Source organism: Magnetospirillum sp. LM-5 (assembly GCF_902729445.1).
Classification (GTDB): Bacteria; Pseudomonadota; Alphaproteobacteria; order Rhodospirillales; family Magnetospirillaceae; genus Magnetospirillum.
Genome location: NZ_CACVCE010000009.1, coordinates 43,221 through 63,086 on the forward strand (window position 1 = coordinate 43,221; position 19,866 = coordinate 63,086).

The 19,866-nt window shown below is 65.4% G+C and carries 23 protein-coding genes, 1 tRNA gene and 1 pseudogene; 18 read left to right on the forward strand and 7 right to left on the reverse strand.

Going from position 1 to position 19,866, the window contains the following annotated elements; all coding sequences use genetic code 11:
• Positions 1-8: 8 nt before the first annotated feature.
• On the forward strand, positions 9-653 hold the full coding sequence (locus tag MTBLM5_RS05475; protein ID WP_173974768.1) for a hypothetical protein: 645 nt from the start codon (positions 9-11) through the stop codon (positions 651-653).
• Here MTBLM5_RS05475 and MTBLM5_RS05480 read toward each other — a convergent pair.
• Positions 636-2,183, reverse strand: a complete 1,548-nt coding sequence (locus tag MTBLM5_RS05480; protein WP_173974769.1) for a hypothetical protein — start codon at positions 2,181-2,183, stop codon at positions 636-638. The genes MTBLM5_RS05475 and MTBLM5_RS05480 overlap by 18 nt on opposite strands.
• Positions 2,170-2,808: a lipoyl(octanoyl) transferase LipB gene (lipB, locus tag MTBLM5_RS05485; RefSeq protein ID WP_173974789.1), complete on the reverse strand. Its 639-nt coding sequence runs from the start codon at positions 2,806-2,808 to the stop codon at positions 2,170-2,172. The genes MTBLM5_RS05480 and lipB overlap by 14 nt, the downstream gene beginning before the upstream one ends.
• Before the next feature lie 102 nt (positions 2,809-2,910).
• Here lipB and MTBLM5_RS05490 point away from each other — a divergent pair.
• The 4 genes from MTBLM5_RS05490 to MTBLM5_RS05505 all read left to right on the forward strand — a co-directional run bounded on the left by MTBLM5_RS05490 (position 2,911) and on the right by MTBLM5_RS05505 (position 7,700).
• A tRNA-Leu gene (locus tag MTBLM5_RS05490) sits at positions 2,911-2,995 on the forward strand.
• Positions 2,996-3,222: 227 nt separating this feature from the next.
• A complete protein-coding gene (locus MTBLM5_RS05495) occupies positions 3,223-5,505 on the forward strand; it encodes an NADP-dependent malic enzyme (RefSeq protein ID WP_173974790.1) in 2,283 nt (760 codons plus the stop codon).
• Between the two features lies 1 nt (position 5,506).
• The gene (gene mgtE, locus MTBLM5_RS05500) at positions 5,507-6,901 is read left to right on the forward strand and encodes a magnesium transporter (RefSeq protein ID WP_254430922.1); all 1,395 of its coding nucleotides are present in this window, start codon (positions 5,507-5,509) and stop codon (positions 6,899-6,901) included.
• A gap of 109 nt (positions 6,902-7,010) precedes the next feature.
• Positions 7,011-7,700 carry an RluA family pseudouridine synthase gene (locus tag MTBLM5_RS05505; protein ID WP_173974771.1) on the forward strand — a complete coding sequence of 230 codons (690 nt, stop codon included), beginning with the start codon at positions 7,011-7,013 and terminating at the stop codon, positions 7,698-7,700.
• On the opposite strand, the gene MTBLM5_RS05510 is transcribed toward MTBLM5_RS05505, so the two are convergent.
• Positions 7,690-7,902: a hypothetical protein gene (locus MTBLM5_RS05510; protein WP_173974772.1), complete on the reverse strand. Its 213-nt coding sequence runs from the start codon at positions 7,900-7,902 to the stop codon at positions 7,690-7,692. The two genes, MTBLM5_RS05505 and MTBLM5_RS05510, sit on opposite strands and share 11 nt — an antisense overlap.
• A 90-nt stretch (positions 7,903-7,992) precedes the next feature.
• The gene (locus MTBLM5_RS05515) at positions 7,993-8,520 is read right to left on the reverse strand and encodes a hypothetical protein (RefSeq protein ID WP_173974773.1); all 528 of its coding nucleotides are present in this window, start codon (positions 8,518-8,520) and stop codon (positions 7,993-7,995) included.
• Between the two features lie 158 nt (positions 8,521-8,678).
• Between MTBLM5_RS05515 and MTBLM5_RS05520 the strand changes: the two genes are divergently transcribed.
• The 6 genes from MTBLM5_RS05520 (at position 8,679) to MTBLM5_RS05545 (ending at position 12,784) form a co-directional block, all read left to right on the forward strand.
• Positions 8,679-9,107: a response regulator gene (locus MTBLM5_RS05520; RefSeq protein ID WP_173974774.1), complete on the forward strand. Its 429-nt coding sequence runs from the start codon at positions 8,679-8,681 to the stop codon at positions 9,105-9,107.
• Positions 9,108-9,113: 6 nt separating this feature from the next.
• Complete coding sequence (locus tag MTBLM5_RS05525) at positions 9,114-9,488, forward strand: Hpt domain-containing protein (protein WP_173974775.1); 375 nt, start codon at positions 9,114-9,116, stop codon at positions 9,486-9,488.
• A gap of 68 nt (positions 9,489-9,556) precedes the next feature.
• Positions 9,557-10,954, forward strand: a complete 1,398-nt coding sequence (locus tag MTBLM5_RS05530) for a DegQ family serine endoprotease (RefSeq protein ID WP_254430924.1) — start codon at positions 9,557-9,559, stop codon at positions 10,952-10,954.
• A complete protein-coding gene (locus tag MTBLM5_RS05535) occupies positions 10,951-12,237 on the forward strand; it encodes a replication-associated recombination protein A (RefSeq protein WP_173974776.1) in 1,287 nt (428 codons plus the stop codon). Before MTBLM5_RS05530 ends, MTBLM5_RS05535 begins: the two co-directional genes overlap by 4 nt.
• 62 nt (positions 12,238-12,299) lie before the next feature.
• Positions 12,300-12,527, forward strand: a complete 228-nt coding sequence (locus tag MTBLM5_RS05540; protein ID WP_173974777.1) for a hypothetical protein — start codon at positions 12,300-12,302, stop codon at positions 12,525-12,527.
• 50 nt (positions 12,528-12,577) lie between these two features.
• A complete protein-coding gene (locus tag MTBLM5_RS05545; protein ID WP_254430923.1) occupies positions 12,578-12,784 on the forward strand; it encodes a hypothetical protein in 207 nt (68 codons plus the stop codon).
• 101 nt (positions 12,785-12,885) lie between these two features.
• On the opposite strand, the gene MTBLM5_RS05550 is transcribed toward MTBLM5_RS05545, so the two are convergent.
• A complete protein-coding gene (locus tag MTBLM5_RS05550; protein ID WP_173974779.1) occupies positions 12,886-13,242 on the reverse strand; it encodes a type II toxin-antitoxin system PemK/MazF family toxin in 357 nt (118 codons plus the stop codon).
• A gap of 1 nt (position 13,243) precedes the next feature.
• Positions 13,244-13,531 (reverse strand): hypothetical protein, encoded by a 288-nt coding sequence (locus MTBLM5_RS05555; protein WP_173974780.1) that lies wholly within the window; start codon positions 13,529-13,531, stop codon positions 13,244-13,246.
• Between the two features lie 294 nt (positions 13,532-13,825).
• Between MTBLM5_RS05555 and MTBLM5_RS05560 the strand changes: the two genes are divergently transcribed.
• Positions 13,826-14,203 carry a septal ring lytic transglycosylase RlpA family protein gene (locus tag MTBLM5_RS05560; protein WP_173974781.1) on the forward strand — a complete coding sequence of 126 codons (378 nt, stop codon included), beginning with the start codon at positions 13,826-13,828 and terminating at the stop codon, positions 14,201-14,203.
• A 3-nt stretch (positions 14,204-14,206) separates the two neighbouring features.
• On the opposite strand, the gene MTBLM5_RS05565 is transcribed toward MTBLM5_RS05560, so the two are convergent.
• Positions 14,207-14,755 carry a recombinase family protein gene (locus tag MTBLM5_RS05565; protein ID WP_173974782.1) on the reverse strand — a complete coding sequence of 183 codons (549 nt, stop codon included), beginning with the start codon at positions 14,753-14,755 and terminating at the stop codon, positions 14,207-14,209.
• A 279-nt stretch (positions 14,756-15,034) separates the two neighbouring features.
• On the opposite strand from MTBLM5_RS05565, the gene crcB reads away from it, so the two are divergent.
• From crcB to MTBLM5_RS05595, 6 genes and pseudogenes are all read left to right on the forward strand, one after another.
• Positions 15,035-15,424, forward strand: a complete 390-nt coding sequence (gene crcB, locus MTBLM5_RS05570) for a fluoride efflux transporter CrcB (protein ID WP_173974783.1) — start codon at positions 15,035-15,037, stop codon at positions 15,422-15,424.
• Between the two features lie 10 nt (positions 15,425-15,434).
• Positions 15,435-16,433, forward strand: coding sequence for an RluA family pseudouridine synthase (locus MTBLM5_RS05575; RefSeq protein ID WP_173974784.1), 999 nt, complete (start codon positions 15,435-15,437; stop codon positions 16,431-16,433).
• Positions 16,434-16,683: 250 nt separating this feature from the next.
• Positions 16,684-17,055 (forward strand): 30S ribosomal protein S12, encoded by a 372-nt coding sequence (gene rpsL, locus MTBLM5_RS05580; protein ID WP_068503296.1) that lies wholly within the window; start codon positions 16,684-16,686, stop codon positions 17,053-17,055.
• 11 nt (positions 17,056-17,066) lie between these two features.
• On the forward strand, positions 17,067-17,537 hold the full coding sequence (rpsG, locus tag MTBLM5_RS05585) for a 30S ribosomal protein S7 (protein ID WP_173974785.1): 471 nt from the start codon (positions 17,067-17,069) through the stop codon (positions 17,535-17,537).
• Between the two features lie 21 nt (positions 17,538-17,558).
• Positions 17,559-19,722, forward strand: a pseudogene (locus MTBLM5_RS05590) (elongation factor G).
• A gap of 39 nt (positions 19,723-19,761) precedes the next feature.
• Positions 19,762-19,866: GTP-binding protein (locus MTBLM5_RS05595; protein WP_146208931.1), on the forward strand; the 105-nt coding region annotated here is incomplete at its 3' end.

A 19,866-nucleotide genomic window follows, 5' to 3' on the forward strand; every position in this document is an offset into this window, starting at 1 on the left:
TTGGCGACATGGCCGACGCAGAGCTGGGGCATGCGTTCCAAGAAGCGCAAGACGCCGTTCAGAAAGCCCTTGACGCCCTTCCTCTCAGTGATCGGTGGGCCATCATGCCGCGGGTGGTCCGCGTCACGGCCGTACGGACATCGGCCTATATCGATGAAGAGATCTGGAGCCAGGGGGCTGACGGGAATGATGAGGGGCTGGGGCTGTCGGGACAGACGATCGAGGCCCGGATCGGCCATGTCGTCAGTGTGGTCACGGTCTTCGCAAGAAACAGCGGCCGCACCCGTCCGGTCTTGCTTTACAATCACGGCAATGGACTGCCGGAAATCCTGACAGGAAATTTCGCCCCCTTGCTGAGAAGCCCTTTCGAGAAGTGGGTGTTGATCGCTGGCGGCGCAGGAATGATCGCATCCTTCATGTCTTTGCCGTGGCTGAGCAAAGTCATCCCGCGGCCCGGCCGTCTGGGAGCCTTGGTCATCCTGGCCGGCGGTGGCCTGTTGGGGATGGGGATCGCGTTCCCCACCCGAAGGAGGCGGCGATTGCGCCACTCTCTCGACGCCATGTGCCGGATGCTGATCGAGCGATTGGTGCGTCACGGTCGCATCGACGACATGACCATAGATATCAGTCCCGAATCACTCCCCCAGTCGTAACCTCCTGGCGTCGGCGATGTCGGCGCGCTGCCAGGCGGCGACCAGGTCCAGGGTGGCGTTGAAGGCGTCGGTGACGTCGGGGCCTTCGGCACGGGTCGGGTGGCCGTCGGGGGCCAGTTCCACCGTGAAGGCGTGTTTGCCGGTGCGGCTCATCGCCGCCAGGCGGCCGTCGCTCCAGGTCAGGCGGACTTGGGCGCCCTGGCTGTCACTCAGATGGGTCAGGCGGGTGCCGTCTTCATCCCACACCGCTTCCAGTTTGTCGAAGCCCTCGACCAGACGAATCATCCGGCCGGTGCGCGGGTGGACCTTGGCTTCGATCGGTGGCGAGTTGGCGGGACTTAAGCGCAGCCGGGCCAGGTCAAGGTCGATGTCGGTGATCCGCCCCAAGAGCGCCAATCGGGCAACGATCTGGTCGCGGATCGCCTGGCCGGCGGCGACGCTGGGATTGCCCGATTCCCCCAGTCGGCTCAGGTGATGCGAGTGGATCAAGGCCAACACCGCCGATCCACCGCTCCCGGCGTGGGCCTGCAAGGCCAGCAAGCGACGGTCGGGATCGTCGGGGTCGCGTTCGACCAACCGGGCGACTTGGGCAAACACATGTCCCCAGCCCAGCCGCTCGGCGATTTCGGGCCGCAGCAGGGTGGAAATCGCCTCGGGCTCGTCGGGCCGGATCCGCACCCACTCGGCCGCGGACGTCGCCGCCCGCGGCCAGTCGCCCCGATCGATCGCGGTGCGGGTCTGGTCGCGGATGGCGTCGCCCAGCAAGGCGGTGGCCGGACGGGCCGGCCCCTTGGGCGCTCGCAAACTCTCGGCGGCCTGGCGGCGCTCGGCCGCCTTGGTCGAGGACCCGACCGCCTCCAGCGAAATGGCCAGCCGGGTCAGCAAGGCCGGGGTGGCGACGCCGCCCTGGTCCAGATAGCGCTCGGCCAGCTTCACCGCCTGGCGGTGGTCGCCGAAGCTTTGCAGGGCGCCGATGTCGGCCTCCATCAATTCGGGGCCGATATCCATGCGGGCGGTGCGCATCGCCTCGACCGCCTGATGCACTCGGACCGGCATGCCGGCCACCAGCAAGGCGCGGACCAGGGCTAGGCGGGCGCCGGGGTCCATGGGGGCCAGTTCGACCACCCGGGCCAGATAGGGCAGCGCCTTCAGCGGGCGCTTGCCCTGCAGTTCCAGCGCGCCCCTCCGGGCCATCAGGTCGGGATCGGTGGGCCATTGGGCCAGCCCGGCTTCCAGCAGGCGGGCGGCGCGGCCGCGTTCCCCGGCGGCGGTCAGGGCGGCGGCGCCCTTCATCACCGCAAGATAGGGATCGACGTCGTCGGTCAGCATCTGCGCCTCGCCGTCGCGGCCCAGGCGGATCAAGGCGGCGGCGTGGGTAATGGCGTCGCCGCCCTGGCGGGCGAAGGCGATGGCCGCCTCGGCGAAGCGTTCCTGGGCATAAAGCTGATAGCCGTCCTCGGCCCGGGCGCCACCGCCGGACGGCGCGGCAACCAGCAGCAAACCAAGAAGGGCGGCTCTAGCCTTGATCATGACTGGGGTCGAACACCTCGTCGAAACTGGCCATCAGGGCCGAATCGACCTCGGGCATGGTGGGTGTCAGCCCCAGGTCCCACAGCGACGTCACCCCATATTGACTGATCCCGCACGGCACGATGCCGGAAAAATGCGAAAGCTCGGGATCGACATTCAAGGCGACGCCGTGAAAGCTGACCCAATGGCGGACCCGCACGCCGATGGCGGCGATCTTGTCCTCGCGGCCCTGGCCGCGATCTACCCAGATGCCGACCCGGCCGTCGCGCCGCTCGCCCTTGACGACGAAGCGGTCCAGGGTGCGGATCAGCCATTCCTCGAGATCGTGGACGAAGGCGCGGATGTCGGCGCCGCGCTTCTTCAGGTCCAGCATGACATAGGCCACGCGCTGGCCGGGGCCGTGATAGGTGTACTGGCCGCCGCGTCCGGTCTGGTAGACCGGGAAACGGTCGGGGTCGAGAAGGTCCCTGGGGTCGGCGCTGGTGCCGGCGGTGTAAAGGGCGGGGTGTTCCAGCAGCCAGACGCATTCCGGCTGGGTGCCGGCACGGATGGCCGCGACCCGGGTCTCCATGAAGTCCAGGGCCTCGGGGTATGTGACGGGCTCGTCGCTGATGCGCCATTCGATCGGGTCGGGCATGGGAAAGTCCGCTTGAATATCTGAGACCGATTTGGTATTCCGGCGTCTCCCCGTTGGCAAGAGCATTTGCGGCGGGTGTTTGCCAGCTATGCGACCGTGGCGGAACTGGTAGACGCGCACGCTTGAGGTGCGTGTGGCTTATGTCGTGGGAGTTCGAGTCTCCCCGGTCGCACCAAATCGAAAACCCCGCAGCCCCTGGCTGCGGGGTTTTTCGCGTCAAGGTCGGGTTGATTGCCCTGACATCACCAGGGGTCGTCTCGCGGAGCCTTTTACGTTCGGATATCCGCAAGCATGCCGATGCCGGGCTTGAGCTTTCGGACGGATCGGCGTATGCGATGAATCCCACCCGCATGGGCGGACTCGAAAAGTAATAAAATTACCGAGGCAGCGACCCCTATGAGCATGTCGGATGAACTGCGCGACAGCGCCCTGGAATACCATCGCCTTCCGGTTCCCGGAAAGATAAGTGTCAATCCGACCAAGCCCTTGGCGACCCAGCGCGACCTGGCGCTGGCCTATTCGCCGGGCGTCGCCGCCGCCTGCGAAGAGATCGTCAAGGACGCCGATTCCGCCGTCGAGTTCACCGCCCGGGGTAATCTTGTTGCGGTGGTGACCAACGGCACCGCCGTCCTGGGGCTGGGCGCCATCGGTCCGCTGGCCGCCAAGCCGGTGATGGAAGGCAAGGGCGTGCTGTTCAAGAAGTTCGCCGGCATCGACGTCTTCGACATGGAACTGGCCGAGCTTGATCCCGACCGGCTGGTCGACATCATCGCCGCCATGGAGCCGACCTTCGGCGCCATCAATCTGGAAGACATCAAGGCCCCGGAATGTTTCGAGGTCGAGCGCAAGCTGAAGGAACGCCTCAAGATTCCGGTGATGCACGACGACCAGCACGGCACCGCCATCGTGGTCGCCGCCGCCATGGTCAACGCGCTGCGCATCGCCGGCAAGGATATCGGCAAGGTCAAGCTGGTGGCCTCGGGCGCTGGCGCCGCCGCGCTGGCCTGCCTGAACCTTCTGGTCAGCGTCGGCATCAAGCGCGAAAACATCTGGGTCACCGACATCAAGGGCGTGGTCTATAAGGGCCGCAACGAGCTGATGGACCCCTACAAGGAAATCTTCGCACAAGAGACCGACGCCCGCGTGCTGGACGAGGTGATCGGCGGCGCCGACATCTTCCTGGGCCTGTCGGCGCCGCGCGTGCTGACGCCCGAGATGGTGGCCAAGATGGCCCCCAAGCCGATCGTCTTCGCCCTTGCCAATCCGACGCCCGAGATCCTGCCCGACGAGGTCAAGAGCGTGCGGCCCGACGCCATCATCGCCACCGGGCGCTCGGATTACCCCAACCAGGTCAACAATGTCCTGGTGTTCCCCTACATTTTCCGCGGCGCCCTCGATGTCGGCGCCACCCAGATCAACGAGGAAATGAAGCTGGCGGCGACCTATGCCCTGGCCGAGCTGGCCATGGCCGAATCGGACGAAAGGGTGCGCGCCGCCTATGGCGAGCAGCCTTTGTCGTTCGGGCCGGAATATCTGATCCCCAAGCCGTTCGATTCGCGCCTGATCCTGAAAATGGCGCCGGCCGTCGCCAGGGCCGCGATGAATTCCGGGGTCGCGCGCCGCCCGATCATCGATTTCGACGCCTATCAGGAAACGCTGTCGCAGTTCGTCTTCCGCTCGGGCCTGGTGATGAAGCCGGTGTTCGACCGCGCCCGCCAGGACCTGCGCCGCATCGTCTATTGCGAGGGCGAAAGCCGCCGGGTGCTGATGGCGGTCCAGACCGTGGTCGATGACGGCCTGGCCTATCCGATCCTGATCGGCCGGCGCGACGTGGTGACCAAGCGCATCGTCGAATTGGACCTGCGTCTGAAGCTCGGCGAGCATTTCGACCTGTGCGATCCCAACGACGATCCGCGCTATAACGATTATTGGCGGCTTTACCATTCGATCCAGGAACGCAACGGCGTCAGCCCGGAATATGCCCGCACCATGGTCCGCACCCGCAGCACGGTGATCGGCACCTTGATGGTGCGCCGTCGCGAGGCCGACGCCCTGATCTGCGGCACCATCGGCCGCTATGACAAGCACCTGGCCCATATCCGTGACGTCATCGGGCTGAAGGCCGGGGTCAACCGGCCGGCGGCAATGAATCTTTTGATCATGCCGCAGGGCACCTTCTTCATCTGCGACACCTATGTCACCCCCGATCCCAGCCCCGAGCAGATCGTCGATTCCGTCCTTCTGGCCGCCGAGGAAGTGCGGCGCTTCGGTATCGAGCCCAAGGTCGGCTTGTTGTCCCATTCGAACTTCGGCTCGCGCCAGACCGATTCGGCCCTGAAGATGCGCGCCGCCCTGGCGATGCTGCACGAACGGGCGCCGTACCTGGAAGCCGAGGGCGAGATGCACGGCGACGCCGCGCTGTCGGAAGAGATCCGCACGCGAATTTTCCCAAACTCGCGCTTGAAGGGACAGGCCAATCTGTTGATCATGCCGAACCTGGACGCGGCGAACATTTCCTTCAACCTGTTGAAGGTTCTCGGCGAAGGCCTTTCGGTCGGACCGATTCTGATGGGCGCCGCGTTGCCGGCCCATATTTTGACGCCTTCGGCGACGGTGCGGAACATCATCAATATGACCGCACTGGCCGCCGTCGACGCCCAGATGGTTGCCCATCAGCGGGGATAGAGTGCAGGACAAGGCGAACGGCGCGAATTCGGGAAGTCTGGAAGTCGAAGACGATCTTTACGGTCTCGACCCCGAATTCGTGCGTTCGGTCGAGGAGGCCTTGGCCGAGGGCCGCATTGACGCCGCCCGCGAGCTGACCGAGCCCCTGCATTATTCCGACGCCGCCGACTTGCTGGAGCGCCTGGACGCCGAGGATCGCGCCAAGCTGGTCGAGGTGTTGCGCGCCGATTTCGAACCCGAAATCCTGACCGAGCTGGACGAGGGCGTGCGCGACGAGGTGATCGAGGCCCTGGGCTTCGCCGACCTTGCCACCGCCATCGCCGAACTGGATTCGGACGATGCCGTCTGGCTGGTCTCGCAGTTGGACGAGGACGAGCGGGCCCGGGTGATGGAGGCGCTGCCGTCGGAAACCCGCGCCATCGTCGCCCAAGGCCTTTCGTATCCGGAATATTCCGCCGGCCGAATGATGCAGCGGGAATTGGTGGCGGTGCCGGCCTATTGGACGGTGGGCGAGACCATCGATTATCTGCGCGCCGCCCATTCGGTGCCCGACGAGTTCTATGATCTGTACGTGGTCGATCCGCGTCACCGCCCCATCGGCAAGATCGGCCTGGCCCGGCTGGTGCGCGGGCGTCGGCCGCAGCGCCTGCGCGAGATCATGGACGATGAAAGCCTGACCGTGCCGGTGGCCGCCGACCGCGAGGAAGTGGCCTTCCTGTTCCGCCAGCAGGATCTGGTCTCGGCCCCGGTGGTGGACGGGGCGGGCCGTCTGGTCGGCGTCATCACCATCGACGACGTCGTCGACGTCATCGACGAGGAAGCCGCCGACGACATGCTGCGCCTGGCCGGCGTGCCCGACACCGACCTTTACCGCGCCGTCAAGGACACCGTGCGCTCGCGCATTCCGTGGCTGCTGGTCAATATGTGCACGGCCATCGTCGCCTCCAGCGTCATCGGCCTGTTCGAGCACACGCTGGAACAGATCGTCGCCCTGGCGGTGCTGATGCCGATCGTCGCCGGCCTGGGCGGCAATGCCGGCACCCAGACCCTGGCGGTGGCGGTGCGCGGCCTGGCCACCAAGGAACTGGATTTCGACAACGCGCTGCAGGTGATCGGCAAGGAAGTGCTGGTCGGCATGATCAACGGCGTGGTCATCGCCTGTCTGATCGGCCCGGTGGCGTGGGCATGGTTCGGCCAGCCGACCATCGGCCTGGTGATCGGCGCGGCCTTGGTATTCAACCTGTTCATCGCCGGCCTGATGGGGTCGGTGATCCCGTTGACGCTGGAAAAGTTCGGAATCGATCCGGCGGTGGCCAGCTCGATCTTCCTGACCATGTGCACCGACAGCCTGGGCTTCTTCGCCTTCCTGGGGCTGGCGACGATGTTCTTGTTGTGAAACGCCCTCAGGCGCCGGGCGCTCGCCTCCGCTCGGCTAGGCTTCGCTCGCATAAGCTCGCGGGCCCTCAACGGGCCAGTCCCTCGCTGCGCTCGCTCCGTACCAGCCCATGACGCCTGAGGAAATCCAGGCCCGCATCCTCTACAAGGATCAGGACGTCATCGTCCTGGACAAGCCGCCCGGGCTGGCGGTTCATGCCGGCCCCAATTCTCCCGACCATCTGGAACTTTATCTGCCGCAGCTTTGCTTCGGCTGGGCCAAGCCGCCCCGGCTGGCCCATCGGCTGGATCGCGACACTTCGGGCTGCCTGATCCTGGGCCGTCACGACAAGGCCATCTCGCGGCTGGGCAAGCTGTTCATGGCGCACCGGATCGGCAAGGCCTATTGGGCGGTCACCATCGGCGCCCCCGACACCGATTGCGGCACCATCGATGCGCCGTTGTTGAAGCTGACCGGCAAGGGCGGCTGGCGCATGGTGATCGACCCGGCCGGGCAGCCAGCCGTCACCGACTGGCGGGTGCTGGGCCGCGGCGACGGCATGGCCTGGATCGAATGCGTGCCGCGCACCGGGCGCACCCACCAGATCCGGCTGCATCTGAAGGCGCTGGGTTGTCCGCTCCGCGGCGACGCTTATTACGGACCCGATCCGAATCCGCCGATGCGACTGCATTTGCATTCGCGCATGGTGTCGATCCCGCCGCTATCGGCGGGCAAACCCCCGATCCACGCCGAAGCCCCGCCACCCGACCATATGCGGGCGGCGCTGGCGGCGTGCGGCTGGTCCGAACCTAGACCGTGATGTTGACGTTGTGTCCGCCGCCGCCAACATTGATGGCGGCGGTCGAGGGGGCGACCGGCTGACCCTGGGCGGCGGCGGTGACCAGATGAAGCGCCGTGGCCTCCTGCATGGCCGCCTGCTTCAGCATGCGGGCCGCCATATCGTGACCGAACTGCTCGCGCCGCATGACCAAAGCCATGTCGGCCACCGATCCGATGTCCATGACCGAAACCCTCGGGTTAAGGAACAATGAAGAACTATAGCACGAAACGCGCCCGGATGTCACGAAACGCACAGGGGCTGGGCTTCAGGTCTATTGCGGATTGCCGAACAATTCGCGGGTGACCTGGCCGATCAGCCGGCGGAAGCGGGAATCGGTCGGGCCGTCGATTCGGGCGACCCAGCCCTTGACCGAGGCCAGCATCTGGCCGTCGTCGCAGAAGCTGGCGATCAATGTGATTTTCTCCGCGGGCGCGCCCAGCGCCACCTTGCCGGCGCACAGGCTTTTGGGGTCGGTGGTGTCGGCGGCATTGAAGGCCAGGATCACGCGGAATTGCGGGCGCGGCGCTTGCGAGCGGTCGGCGGTGAAGGTGATCGGGCGGCCGATCAACTGGCCGGTCATGGCGTCGGCGACGTGACCGGACAGGCTTTCCGGCGACAGGTCGGCGAAGGGCTGGCCCAGCACCTCGACCAGCATCGGGCCGGCGCTGCTGGCATAAACCATGGTGCTCCAGGTCGCCGGGCTGCGCCAGGTGCCCGACACCGTCGCCGGGCCGTCCTCGCACGCGGCGACCACCGAGGCGATCGCGGCGGCGCCCAAGGACAATAGTCGTTTCAACATCGCCGGCTCTCCGTGAATTTTGCCCTCTAAAGGTGCCATGGAGCGCCCAAGTGGACAATCAGTGGAATCTGTTCCCGTTGTGCGTAAGGTCCAGACCCGATATAAGTAAATTTAACAAAATATAATCAACCCCCCGCAGCTGCGGAAGGGAGCATGGGATGGCTGTCGTCGAGGAGAGGTCCCGTCGGGTGCTGGTGATCGATTCCAGCCAACATATCCGGCGTCTGTTCGTAACGCTTCTGGCCGCGGTCGAGGTCAAGGACGTCGCCGAGGCGCGCACCCCCAATCAGGCGGTGGCCCGTCTGATGGGCAACGACATCGACCTGATCATCCTGGATCTGCCGCGCGATTCGACCGAGGCGCTGCTGTTCGTCCATCGCCTGCGCAAAGGCGAGTTCGGCAATGCCCGCCTGCCGGTTCTGGCGCTTTCGGCCACCACCCACCATGCCGTGCTGGAAACCGCCTGGGAAGCCGGCATCGACGACGTCATCGCCAAGCCGTTGTCGGCCATCGACATCATCCACCGCGCCGGCTGGCTGTTGGAAAAGCGCGAGGACAACACCGCCATCGCCAAAGCGGCGGAGTAGGCCGGGGTGTCTGATGATCCGCCGATCGATGCCGATGCGCTGGCACGCGCCGAAGCCGCCTTGGCTGCCCTGTCGAAGGACTATCTGAGCTGGGCCGAGGCCGATCTGACGGCGTTGCGTCGCGCCCTGGCCGACCGCGACTGGGACGGTCTGCACCGGATCGCCCACAACACCAAGGGGCAGGCGGCGACGTTCGGCTATCCCTTGCTCTCGGTTCTGGCCGGGCGCCTGTGCGCGCTGATCCTGACCCATGGGCAGCCGGAACCCGACCAGTGGCGCCAGGCCCAGGCGCTGGTGGACGGCATCGGCCAGGTGCTGGACAGCCGCCTGACCGGCGACGGCGGCGAGGCTGGCCAGCAATTGCTGGCCGAGCTTTCCTGAGCCGCGGCTTGCGCGCCGCCCTTTTGGCCCCCATAACTTTCGCACCAGAATCCTTGATGGTGCCGATGATGCGCGTGTCCCGTCTTCTGATCGCTGCCTGCCTGCTGGTTCCGGCGGCGGCCCTGGCCCAAACCGTGCCGACCTCGCGCGAGCAGGTGCGTTACTCCTATGCCCCGGTGGTCAAGCAGACCGCGCCGGCGGTGGTCAACATCTACACCAAGCGGGTGGTCCGCCAGGCCGCTTCGCCGCTGCTGTCCGACCCGTTCTTCCGCCGCTTCTTCGGCGACGTGGTGCCGCACGGCATGCCGCAAGAGCGGGTGCAGAACAGCCTGGGCTCGGGCGTGATCGTCGGGGCCGACGGCACGGTGGTCACCAACCACCATGTCATCAAGGGCGCCGACGAGGTGACGGTGGTCCTGTCGGACCGCCGCGAGTTCGAGGCCCGCATCCTGGGCTCGGACGAACGCACCGACCTGGCGATCCTGAAGATCGACCTGCCCAAGGGAACCACCCTGCCGGCCCTGCCGATGGGCGATTCCGACGCGCTCGAGGTCGGCGATCTGGTCATCGCCGTCGGCAACCCGTTCGGGGTTGGCCAGACGGTGACGTCGGGCATCGTCTCGGCGCTGGCCCGCACCAATATCGGCATCACCGACTACCGTTCCTTCATCCAGACCGACGCCGCCATCAATCCCGGCAATTCCGGCGGCGCCCTGGTCGATATGAACGGCCGGCTGATCGGCATCAATTCGGCCATCTATTCCAAGGATGGCGGGTCCAACGGCATCGGCTTCGCCATTCCCACCGCCATGGTCCGCTCGGTGCTGGCCAGCATCAAGGAAACCGGCAAGGTGGTGCGGCCCTGGCTGGGCGCCACCGGCAAGCCGGTGACCAACGATCTGGCCCAGGCCCTGCGGCTGCCGCGTCCGGCCGGCGTGCTGCTGGACACCATCCAACGCGACGGCCCGGCGGCCCGCGGCGGTCTGAAGGCCGGCGACGTCGTCACCGCCATCAACGGCCGCGAGGTCGATGACGCCGAATCCCTGCGCTTCCGCCTGGCCACGCTGACACCCGGCGCCGACGCCACCTTCGCCGTGCTGCGCGACGGCCAGCCGCAAAGCTTCACCGTCCGCCTGGTGGCGCCGCCGGAAAACCCGCCGCGCGAGATCACGGAAATCGGCGGCACCAACCCCTATACCGGGGCGACCATCGCCAATCTCAATCCGGCCTTGGCCGAGGAACTGGGGCTGGAAGGCTCGCCGACCGGGGTGGTGGTGTTGAAGATCAAGCGCGGATCGATTGCCCATCGGCTGCGCATCCAGCCGGGCGACCTGATGCTCGAGGTCAATGGCCGGGCCATCGCCTCGGTGGCCGAGGCCAAGCGGGCGCTGGCCGCCGAGGCCCGGCGCTGGACCATCACCGTCAACCGCGATGGCGAGACCCTGTCCCTGCAGGTCGGCGGGTGACCACCCTGTTCGAACGCCCCGAGGATCGGCCGCTGGCCGACCGGCTGCGGCCGGCCAGCCTGGATCAGGTGGTCGGCCAGGACCATCTGCTGGGGGCCGACGGCCCGCTGGGGCGGATGCTGGGGGCCGGCCGGCTGACCTCGATCATCCTGTGGGGGCCGCCGGGGTGCGGCAAGACCACCATCGCCCGCCTGCTGGCCGAACGGACCAATCTGCATTTCGAACCCTTGAGCGCGGTGTTTTCCGGCGTGGCCGACCTGCGCAAGGTGTTCGAGGCGGCCAAGGGCAGGAAGGCGGTGGGGCAGGGGACTTTGTTGTTCGTCGATGAAATCCATCGCTTCAACCGCGCCCAGCAGGATGGCTTCCTGCCCTTCGTCGAGGACGGCACCGTGGTCCTGGTCGGCGCCACCACCGAAAATCCCAGCTTCGAGTTGAACGGCGCCTTGCTGTCCAGAACCCAGGTGCTGGTGTTGAAACGGCTGGACGAGGCGGCGCTGGACGCCCTGATCGACCGGGCCGAGGCCCTGCTGGGCCACGCCCTGCCGCTGGATAAGGACGGCCGCGCCGCCTTGCAGGCGATGGCCGATGGCGACGGCCGCTATTTCCTGAATTTGATCGAGGCGCTGTCGACCCTGCCGCCAGGGCCGGTGCTGGACGCTGGCGGTCTGGCGCAAGTGGTGCAAAAGCGGGCGCCGGCTTACGACAAGGACCGCGAGGGCCATTACAACCTGATCAGCGCCCTGCACAAATCCTTGCGCGGGTCCGATACCGACGCGGCGCTTTACTGGATGGCCCGCATGCTGGATGGCGGCGAGGACCCGTTGTTTATCGCCCGGCGCCTGACCCGCTTTGCCGTCGAGGATATCGGCCTGGCCGATCCGGGCGCGGTGCAGCAGGCCCTGGCCGCCTGGGACGTCTATGAACGCCTGGGCAGTCCGGAAGGCGAGCTGGCCTTGGCGCAACTGGTCATCTATCTCGGCACCGCGCCCAAGTCCAATGCCGCGTACATGGCCTTCAAGGCGGCGATGCGCTCGGCCAAGCAGACCGGCAGCCTGACGCCGCCGATGCATATCCTGAACGCGCCGACCAAGATGATGAAGGACCTGGGGTACGGTCAGGGCTACCAGTACGACCACGACCAGGCCGACGGCTTTTCCGGCCAGAACTATTTCCCCGACGGCATGGAGCGCCAGCAATTCTATCGCCCGGTCGAGCGCGGCTTCGAGCGGGAAGTGGGCAAAAGGCTGGAATACTGGGCCAGGCTCAGGGCGAAGAAGGGGTAGGGGGCGCTCTTGGCCCATCCGTGGCCGTGCATCCCACCGCAGGTTTGTGCTAGGGTTCGTTCATGAACAAGATTCTGGAACGAGCCATTGCCGAGTTGGCGCGGCTTTCGGAAGAAGAACAGGAAGCGTATGGCCTTCAACTCCTGGAGGAGTTGGAGAATGAGCGCGGGTGGGACGAACGTTTCGCCAAGTCCCAGGATGTGCTGGGCGCGATGGCCGCCCAGGCGCGCGAAGAACGGGCGCAAGGCGAGGTTTCTCCCTTTGACCCGTCCGATCGCCCGGACCGTTGATCTCCCGGACCACCAGAAGCTTCTGGACGCATTTCGACGCGCTGCCCCCCGTGGCGCAGCGCCAAGGTGTTCGGGCCTATGCCCTATGGCGTGCCGATCCCTTCCACACCAGCCTTCATTTCAAGTGCGTGTCCGAAACCCATGGGGTGTGGTCGGCCCGAATCGGCCTCCACTGGCGGGCGCTGGGCACCAGGGATGGCGACGAGGTCGTCTGGTTCTGGATCGGCTCGCATGCCGATTATGACCGATTGCTGTGAGAAAATGGACACTCACCGCGCTTTCCCAGAACAGGGTTTCGAGCGGGACGTGAGTGAGCGGCTGGACTATTGAGCCACGCTCAGGGCGCGGAACGAGGGGGCTAAAGGATCATCCTGACCCGCCGGGCCGCCTCGTCGATCTGCTCGGTGGACATCGCCCCTTCGTACTGAATGCTTCGGGTTTGGAAATCGAGGGTGCGGAACTGGGACAGCACCGCGACGCCATCGACCCGTCCCACCCTGACCTCGAACTCGAAGGCGCTCAGCTTGCCGACCTTCGACGCGATCGGTGACACCACCACCAACCCGGTGCCGATGTTGTAGGCATTCTGCGACAGGACCAGACCGTAATGCGGCCCCTTCATTTCGTGTCCCACGGCCGGGTTCCAGTCCAGATGCACGACATCACCCCGCGAGGGCACATAGCCCTTGGTGAAATCCTCGCCCCTCGCCGGCATGTCAGATCAGCTCCGTGCCGGTCGGCGGTTCGGCCTCGAAATCAGCAGTCAAGGCCCTGATCTTGGCGGTGTCGTAATCTTGCAGCAGGTCGTCCAGTGATTGGGGGCGATCGTCCCGCGCCTCGTCGATCAGCCGGTTCAGGTAGTCCTGGCGCAGCAGGACGAACCGCTGTCCGCGTCGGGTGATCTCTACCCCGCCCTTGACCCAGGCATCGTCATAAACCCGCGAGCCGCTCTTGTTGACCTCGGTGGTGCTGTAGCTGGTGTCGAACACCGGAGCGCCGGGCATGTCTGTTCTCCAGATAATCCTGATTATCTGGATAATATGGGCTTGTTCCTGCCCGGGTCAACAGGGTCGGATGGCAAGGACTGCCAAGACGATCAGGGCAAAGACGATCCGGCCGATGGGGCCTTGGCCTGGCTGCGTGAGCGAAAAAGCAAGGGATGACAATGGCTTGGCAGGGGCTCTTCATCTTATAAAATATATCGTATTTTCAATGATTTAGCCGAAAACAAAATCTGTTGCGCACAGGCTGCGCACAGGGCATGGTGTGGGCCGTCACGGTGTTTGGGGACACTGCTCATGCCCTTCCGATCCAAATTGCTCGTCGCTTTGTTCCTGGTGTTGGCGGCCACTGCCGACACCGCCCGGGCCTTCGAGCCGCAGCCGGTCGAGGCATCGTGGTACGGGCCGCGTTATCAGGGCAAGCCCACCGCCAGCGGCGAGCGGTTCGATCGCCACGCGCTGACCGCGGCCCATCCGACTCTGCCGTTCGGGACCATCGTCGAGGTGCGCCGCTGGAACGACACGCGGCGGGTGGTGGTGCGGATCAACGATCGTGGCCCCCATGACGGCAGGGCCATCGATCTGTCGGAAGCGGCGGCTCGCCAGCTCGGCATGATCGGGCATGGCCCGGCCTGGGTCACCCTGCATCCGCAGGGGCAGGTGGCCTGGCGTTAGAGATTAGGCCCCTTCTTCGACCTGGCGGGCCAGCCGCATCACCGTGGTCGGATGCACTCCCAGCTCTCGCGCCAGCGAGGCGAACGAGCGGCCAGCATTGATTTCCATCCTCAGCCACGGCACATCCGAGGCGCCGATCTTGCGGGGCCGTCCGGCGGCCACGCCGCGCGCGGCGGCTTCGCGCAGGCCGTTCTGGCGGTGGCGCGTCACCACGCCGCGTTCGTAATCCCCCAAAACCGTCAGCACCAGCCGCGCGACCGGTGTCGTGGTGTCAATGCGCTCGGTCGCCAGCCGCAGGTTGGCGCGGCGATCATGCAGGGCGGCGGCGATGCGGCAGATCTCGCCGGCAGTCCGCGCCAGACGCTGGCAGGACGGCGCCACCAGCACGTCGCCATGCTCGAGTTCCTTGATCAGGGCGGCCAGTCGGGTGCGCTCGCCCGGTGCATCGACCTCGATGCGGACGCAACGCTCGGCCCGAAGCAGCGTGGTCGGAGAGGTTTCCTCGGCCGCCTCCTCGTGGGGCGAATACTGCCGATAGTAGCCATAAATCATCGACCACACTCCATGTAGGTGGCGGGGGGCTTGGACTTATCCCCGTCTTTCATATTCCGTCCACAATTAGCGCAGTGACTTTACGCATTGTTGCGCTGCATCATCAAGCAGGGAAAAAGTTTGGGTTCCTGCCTAATGCATCGAAATTTCGCATGGACGCTTGGAGATGGGCGCGCCGATACTTGTCCACAGGCGGTGCGGACAGCGTTGGTTGGCCGTTGCACCCGGCCGGCGGCACGGCTAAGGTCGGGCACCTTCACGCATTCGGGACGGTTTGGGGTGAGCGTCACGTCATTATTGTGGGTCGCCGCGGGCGGAGCCCTGGGCTCGACCGCCCGCTATCTGGCGATGATCGCCGCCGGCCAATGGGTCGGCACCGGCTTTCCGTGGGGGACGCTGTTCGTCAATATCGTGGGCTCGTTCGTCATGGGCCTGTTGGCCGAGCTGGGGGCGCTGGCCTGGCAGCCCGGCCAGGACCTGAAAGTGTTCCTGACCGTCGGCATCCTGGGCGGCTTCACCACCTTCTCGACCTTCTCGCTGGATGTCGCCCTGCTGGTCGAGCGTCACGACTGGCTGGTGGCGTCCTTGTATGTCGGGCTGTCGGTGACGCTGTCGGTCGGCGCGCTGTTTGCGGCGATGGCGCTGGTGCGCGCCGTATGGGTCGGGTAGTGTCCGCGCCATGACACAAGTTCAAACCCTGACCGTCCTCCCCGAGGAATCGGAAACCCGCCTGGATCGTTGGTTCAAGCGCCATTTCCCCATTGTCGGCCATGGCCTGTTGGAGAAATGGCTGCGCACCGGCCAGGTCCGCGTCGATGGCAAGCGGGCCAAGGCCAACCAGCGCCTGGAACCCGGCCAACTGATCCGCATCCCGCCCTTGCCCGAGGACGAGGCGCCCAAGCAGGCCGCCAAACGCCCGCCGGTGGACGAGAAGACCGCCCGCATGCTGCGCGACGCCGTCTTATATATGGATGACGACGTCATCGTCCTGAACAAGCCGCCGGGCCTGGCGGTGCAGGGCGGCACCGGCATGGCCGACAAACATCTCGACGCCCAGCTCGACGCCTTGATGTTCGACCGCAACGATCGGCCGAAGCTGGTGCACCGGCTGGACAAGGACACGTCGGGCGTGCTGCTGCTGGGCCGCACGGTGCAGGCCGCCGCCAAGCTGGCCGCCGCCTTCAAAAGCCGGCAGGCCCGCAAGTGCTATTGGGCGCTGGTGGTCGGCGTGCCGAAGATCCGCCAGGGCCGCATCGATGCCGCACTCGCCAAGCTGCCCGGCCGGGCCGGCGAGAAGATGGCGGTGGACCAGGACGAGGGCAAGCACGCGGTGACCTATTACCGGATCGTCGATGCCACCTTGAAGCGGGTCGCCTGGCTGGAGATGGAGCCGCGCACCGGCCGGACCCACCAATTGCGCGCCCATTGCCAGTTGCTGGGCACGCCCATCCTGGGCGACGGCAAGTATGGCGCGGCCGAAGCCTTCATCGCCGGCACCGGCATCTCGCGCAAGCTGCACCTGCATGCCCGCGCCCTGCGGCTGCCCCATCCCCGGGGCGGCTGGCTGGAAGTGGTGGCCCCCCTGCCCGACCACATGGAGGGCAGCTTCACCTTCTTCGGCTTCGACGAAAAGGCCGCCGGCAAGCCGTTCGAGGCCTTCGACGACGATCAGAAATGACGCTTTTGGGGCGGCCCGCTTTCTCTTCTTGACGCGGGGGGGCGCGGTAAATAGGATGCGGCGCTCTCGGGAAACCGGTCAAGGGACCTTCGTGCCTTTGGCCCGGGACTGCCGGGACATTCTGAAACACTTTTGAAGACGCCAGACGGATGGGCGACCGGCATCCGAACGAGACCCCGGCGGCTTTGTCGCCGGTTGGTTTTTTGCTTGGTTCGCACATGCCCCGTAGGGCCTTAAGGGAATGACTTGAATGCCCACGATCAACCAATTGATCCGTAAGCCGCGCCAGCCTTTGACGGCGCGCAACAAGGTGCCGGCTCTGGAAGCCTGCCCCCAGAAGCGTGGTGTTTGCACCCGCGTTTACACCACCACCCCGAAGAAGCCCAACTCGGCCCTGCGTAAGGTCGCCCGCGTGCGCCTGACCAACGGCTTCGAGGTGACCAGCTACATCCCGGGCGAAGGTCATAACCTTCAGGAACACTCGGTGGTCATGATCCGCGGCGGTCGTGTCAAGGACTTGCCCGGTGTCCGCTACCACATCATCCGCGGCACTCTGGACACCCAGGGCGTCAAGGATCGTAAGCAGCGCCGTTCGAAGTACGGCGCGAAGCGTCCGAAGTAAGGATCAAAGACATGTCCCGTCGTCACGCCGCCGAAAAGCGCGAGATCAACCCCGATGCCAAGTATGGCGATCTGGTGGTTGCCAAGTTCATGAACTGCCTGATGCTGGACGGCAAGAAGTCCGCTGCCGAGGCCATCGTTTACGGTGCTCTGGACAAGATCCAGAACAAGACCGGCCAAGACCCGCTGAAGGTCTTCCACGATGCGCTCGACAACGTGAAGCCTGCCGTCGAGGTGCGTTCCCGTCGTGTTGGCGGCGCCACCTACCAGGTGCCCGTCGAAGTCCGCACGGACCGCCGTCAGGCGCTGGCCATCCGCTGGCTGATCGATTATTCGCGCAAGCGCTCCGAGACCACCATGGTCGACCGCCTGTCGGGCGAGTTGCTGGATGCCGCCAACAATCGCGGCGCCGCCGTGAAGAAGCGCGAAGACACCCACCGTATGGCTGACGCCAATAAGGCGTTCTCGCACTACCGCTGGTAACCCCTGGTCCGAGAGATTCCTATGGCTCGCACGACGCCTCTCGATCGTTATCGCAATATCGGCATCATGGCTCACATCGATGCCGGCAAGACGACCACGACCGAGCGTATCCTTTATTATACCGGTAAGTCCTACAAGATCGGCGAAGTGCATGAAGGCACCGCGACGATGGACTGGATGGAGCAGGAGCAGGAGCGCGGCATCACCATCACGTCCGCCGCGACGACCGCTTTCTGGCGCGATCACCGTATCAACATCATCGACACCCCCGGCCACGTCGACTTCACCATCGAAGTCGAGCGCAGCTTGCGCGTGCTGGACGGTGCGGTGACGGTGTTCGACTCGGTAGCCGGCGTCGAGCCGCAGTCCGAGACGGTGTGGCGCCAGGCCGACAAGTACGGCGTGCCGCGCATCTGCTTCGTCAACAAGATGGACCGCATCGGTGCCAACTTCTATCGCTGCGTCGACATGATCGTTGACCGTCTGGGCGCCCGCCCGTTGGTCATGCATCTGCCGATCGGCGAGGAAAGCAACTATGTCGGTATCGTCGATCTGCTGCGCAATTGCGCGGTGATCTGGAAGGACGAGAGCCTGGGCGCCCATTTCGAGGACGCCCCGATCCCGGAAGACCTGATCGAAAAGGCCGCTCACTACCGCGCCCAGCTGATCGAAACCGCCGTCGAAATGGACGACGACGCGATGGAGATGTATCTCGGCGGTGAAGAGCCCAGCATGGACGTGCTGAAGGCCTGCATCCGCAAGGGTACCATCTCGCGGACCTTCGTGCCGATCCTGTGCGGTTCGGCGTTCAAGAACAAGGGCGTGCAGCCCCTGCTCGACGCCGTCATCGATTACCTGCCGGCTCCGGTCGATATTCCCGCCATCAAGGGCGTGAAGTACGGCACCGACGAGGAAATCGCCAAGCACGCCACCGATGACGAGCCGTTCGCCGGTCTTGCCTTCAAGATCATGAACGACCCCTTCGTCGGNGGAAATCGCCAAGCACGCCACCGATGACGAGCCGTTCGCCGGTCTTGCCTTCAAGATCATGAACGACCCCTTCGTCGGTTCGCTGACCTTCGTCCGCGTCTATTCGGGCGTGGTCGAGGCCGGTTCCTACGTTCAGAACACCGTCAAGGAAAAGCGCGAGCGCGTCGGCCGTATGCTGCTGATGCACGCCAATTCCCGTGAAGAGGTCAAGGAAGCCCGCGCCGGTGACATCGTCGCCTTCGCCGGCCTCAAGGACACCACCACCGGTGACACCCTGTGCGACACCTCGAACGCCTCGCTGGTGGTGCTCGAGCGCATGGAATTCCCCGAGCCGGTGATCGAAGTGGCCGTCGAGCCCAAGTCGAAGGCCGACCAGGAGAAGATGGGCATGGCCCTGGCTCGCCTGGCCGCCGAAGACCCGTCGTTCCGCGTCTCGACCGACGCCGAATCGGGCCAGACCGTGATCAAGGGCATGGGCGAGCTCCATCTCGAGATCCTGGTCGACCGCATGAAGCGTGAGTTCAAGGTGGAAGCCAACGTGGGCGCCCCCCAGGTGGCCTACCGCGAGACCATCACCAAGAAGTACGAAGTCGACTACACCCACAAGAAGCAGACCGGTGGTTCGGGCCAGTTCGCCCGCGTCAAGATCCGCTTCGAGCCGGGCGAGAAGGGTTCGGGCTTCACCTTCGAAAACACCGTCATCGGCGGTTCGGTTCCGAAGGAATACGTGCCGGGTGTCGAAAAGGGCATCCGCTCCGCCATGGACAACGGCGTCATCGCCGGCTTCCCGCTGATCGACTTCAAGGCGGTGCTGACCGACGGCGCCTACCACGACGTCGACTCGTCGGTCCTGGCCTTCGAAATCGCCTCGCGCGCCGCCTTCCGTGAAGGTATCGCCAAGGCCGGTCCGAAGCTCCTGGAACCGATGATGAGCGTCGAAGTGGTGACCCCGGAAGATTACATGGGCGACGTGATCGGCGACTTGAACAGCCGCCGCGGTCAGGTCAATGGCATGGATCAGCGCGGCAATGCCCGCGTGGTCACCGCCATGGTGCCTCTGGCCAACATGTTCGGCTATGTGAACACCCTGCGCTCGATGTCGCAGGGCCGTGCGCAGTACACCATGACCTTCGATCACTATTCGGAAGTCCCCAGCGCCGTTGCTGAGGAAGTCCGCGCCAAGCTGGCCGGTTGAACCGGCACCAAACCCTATTCGAGGACGGAGTAGAGACTCATGGCCAAGGCTAAATTCGAGCGTAACAAGCCGCACTGCAACATCGGCACCATCGGTCACGTCGACCATGGCAAGACCTCGCTGACCGCTGCGATCACCAAGGTG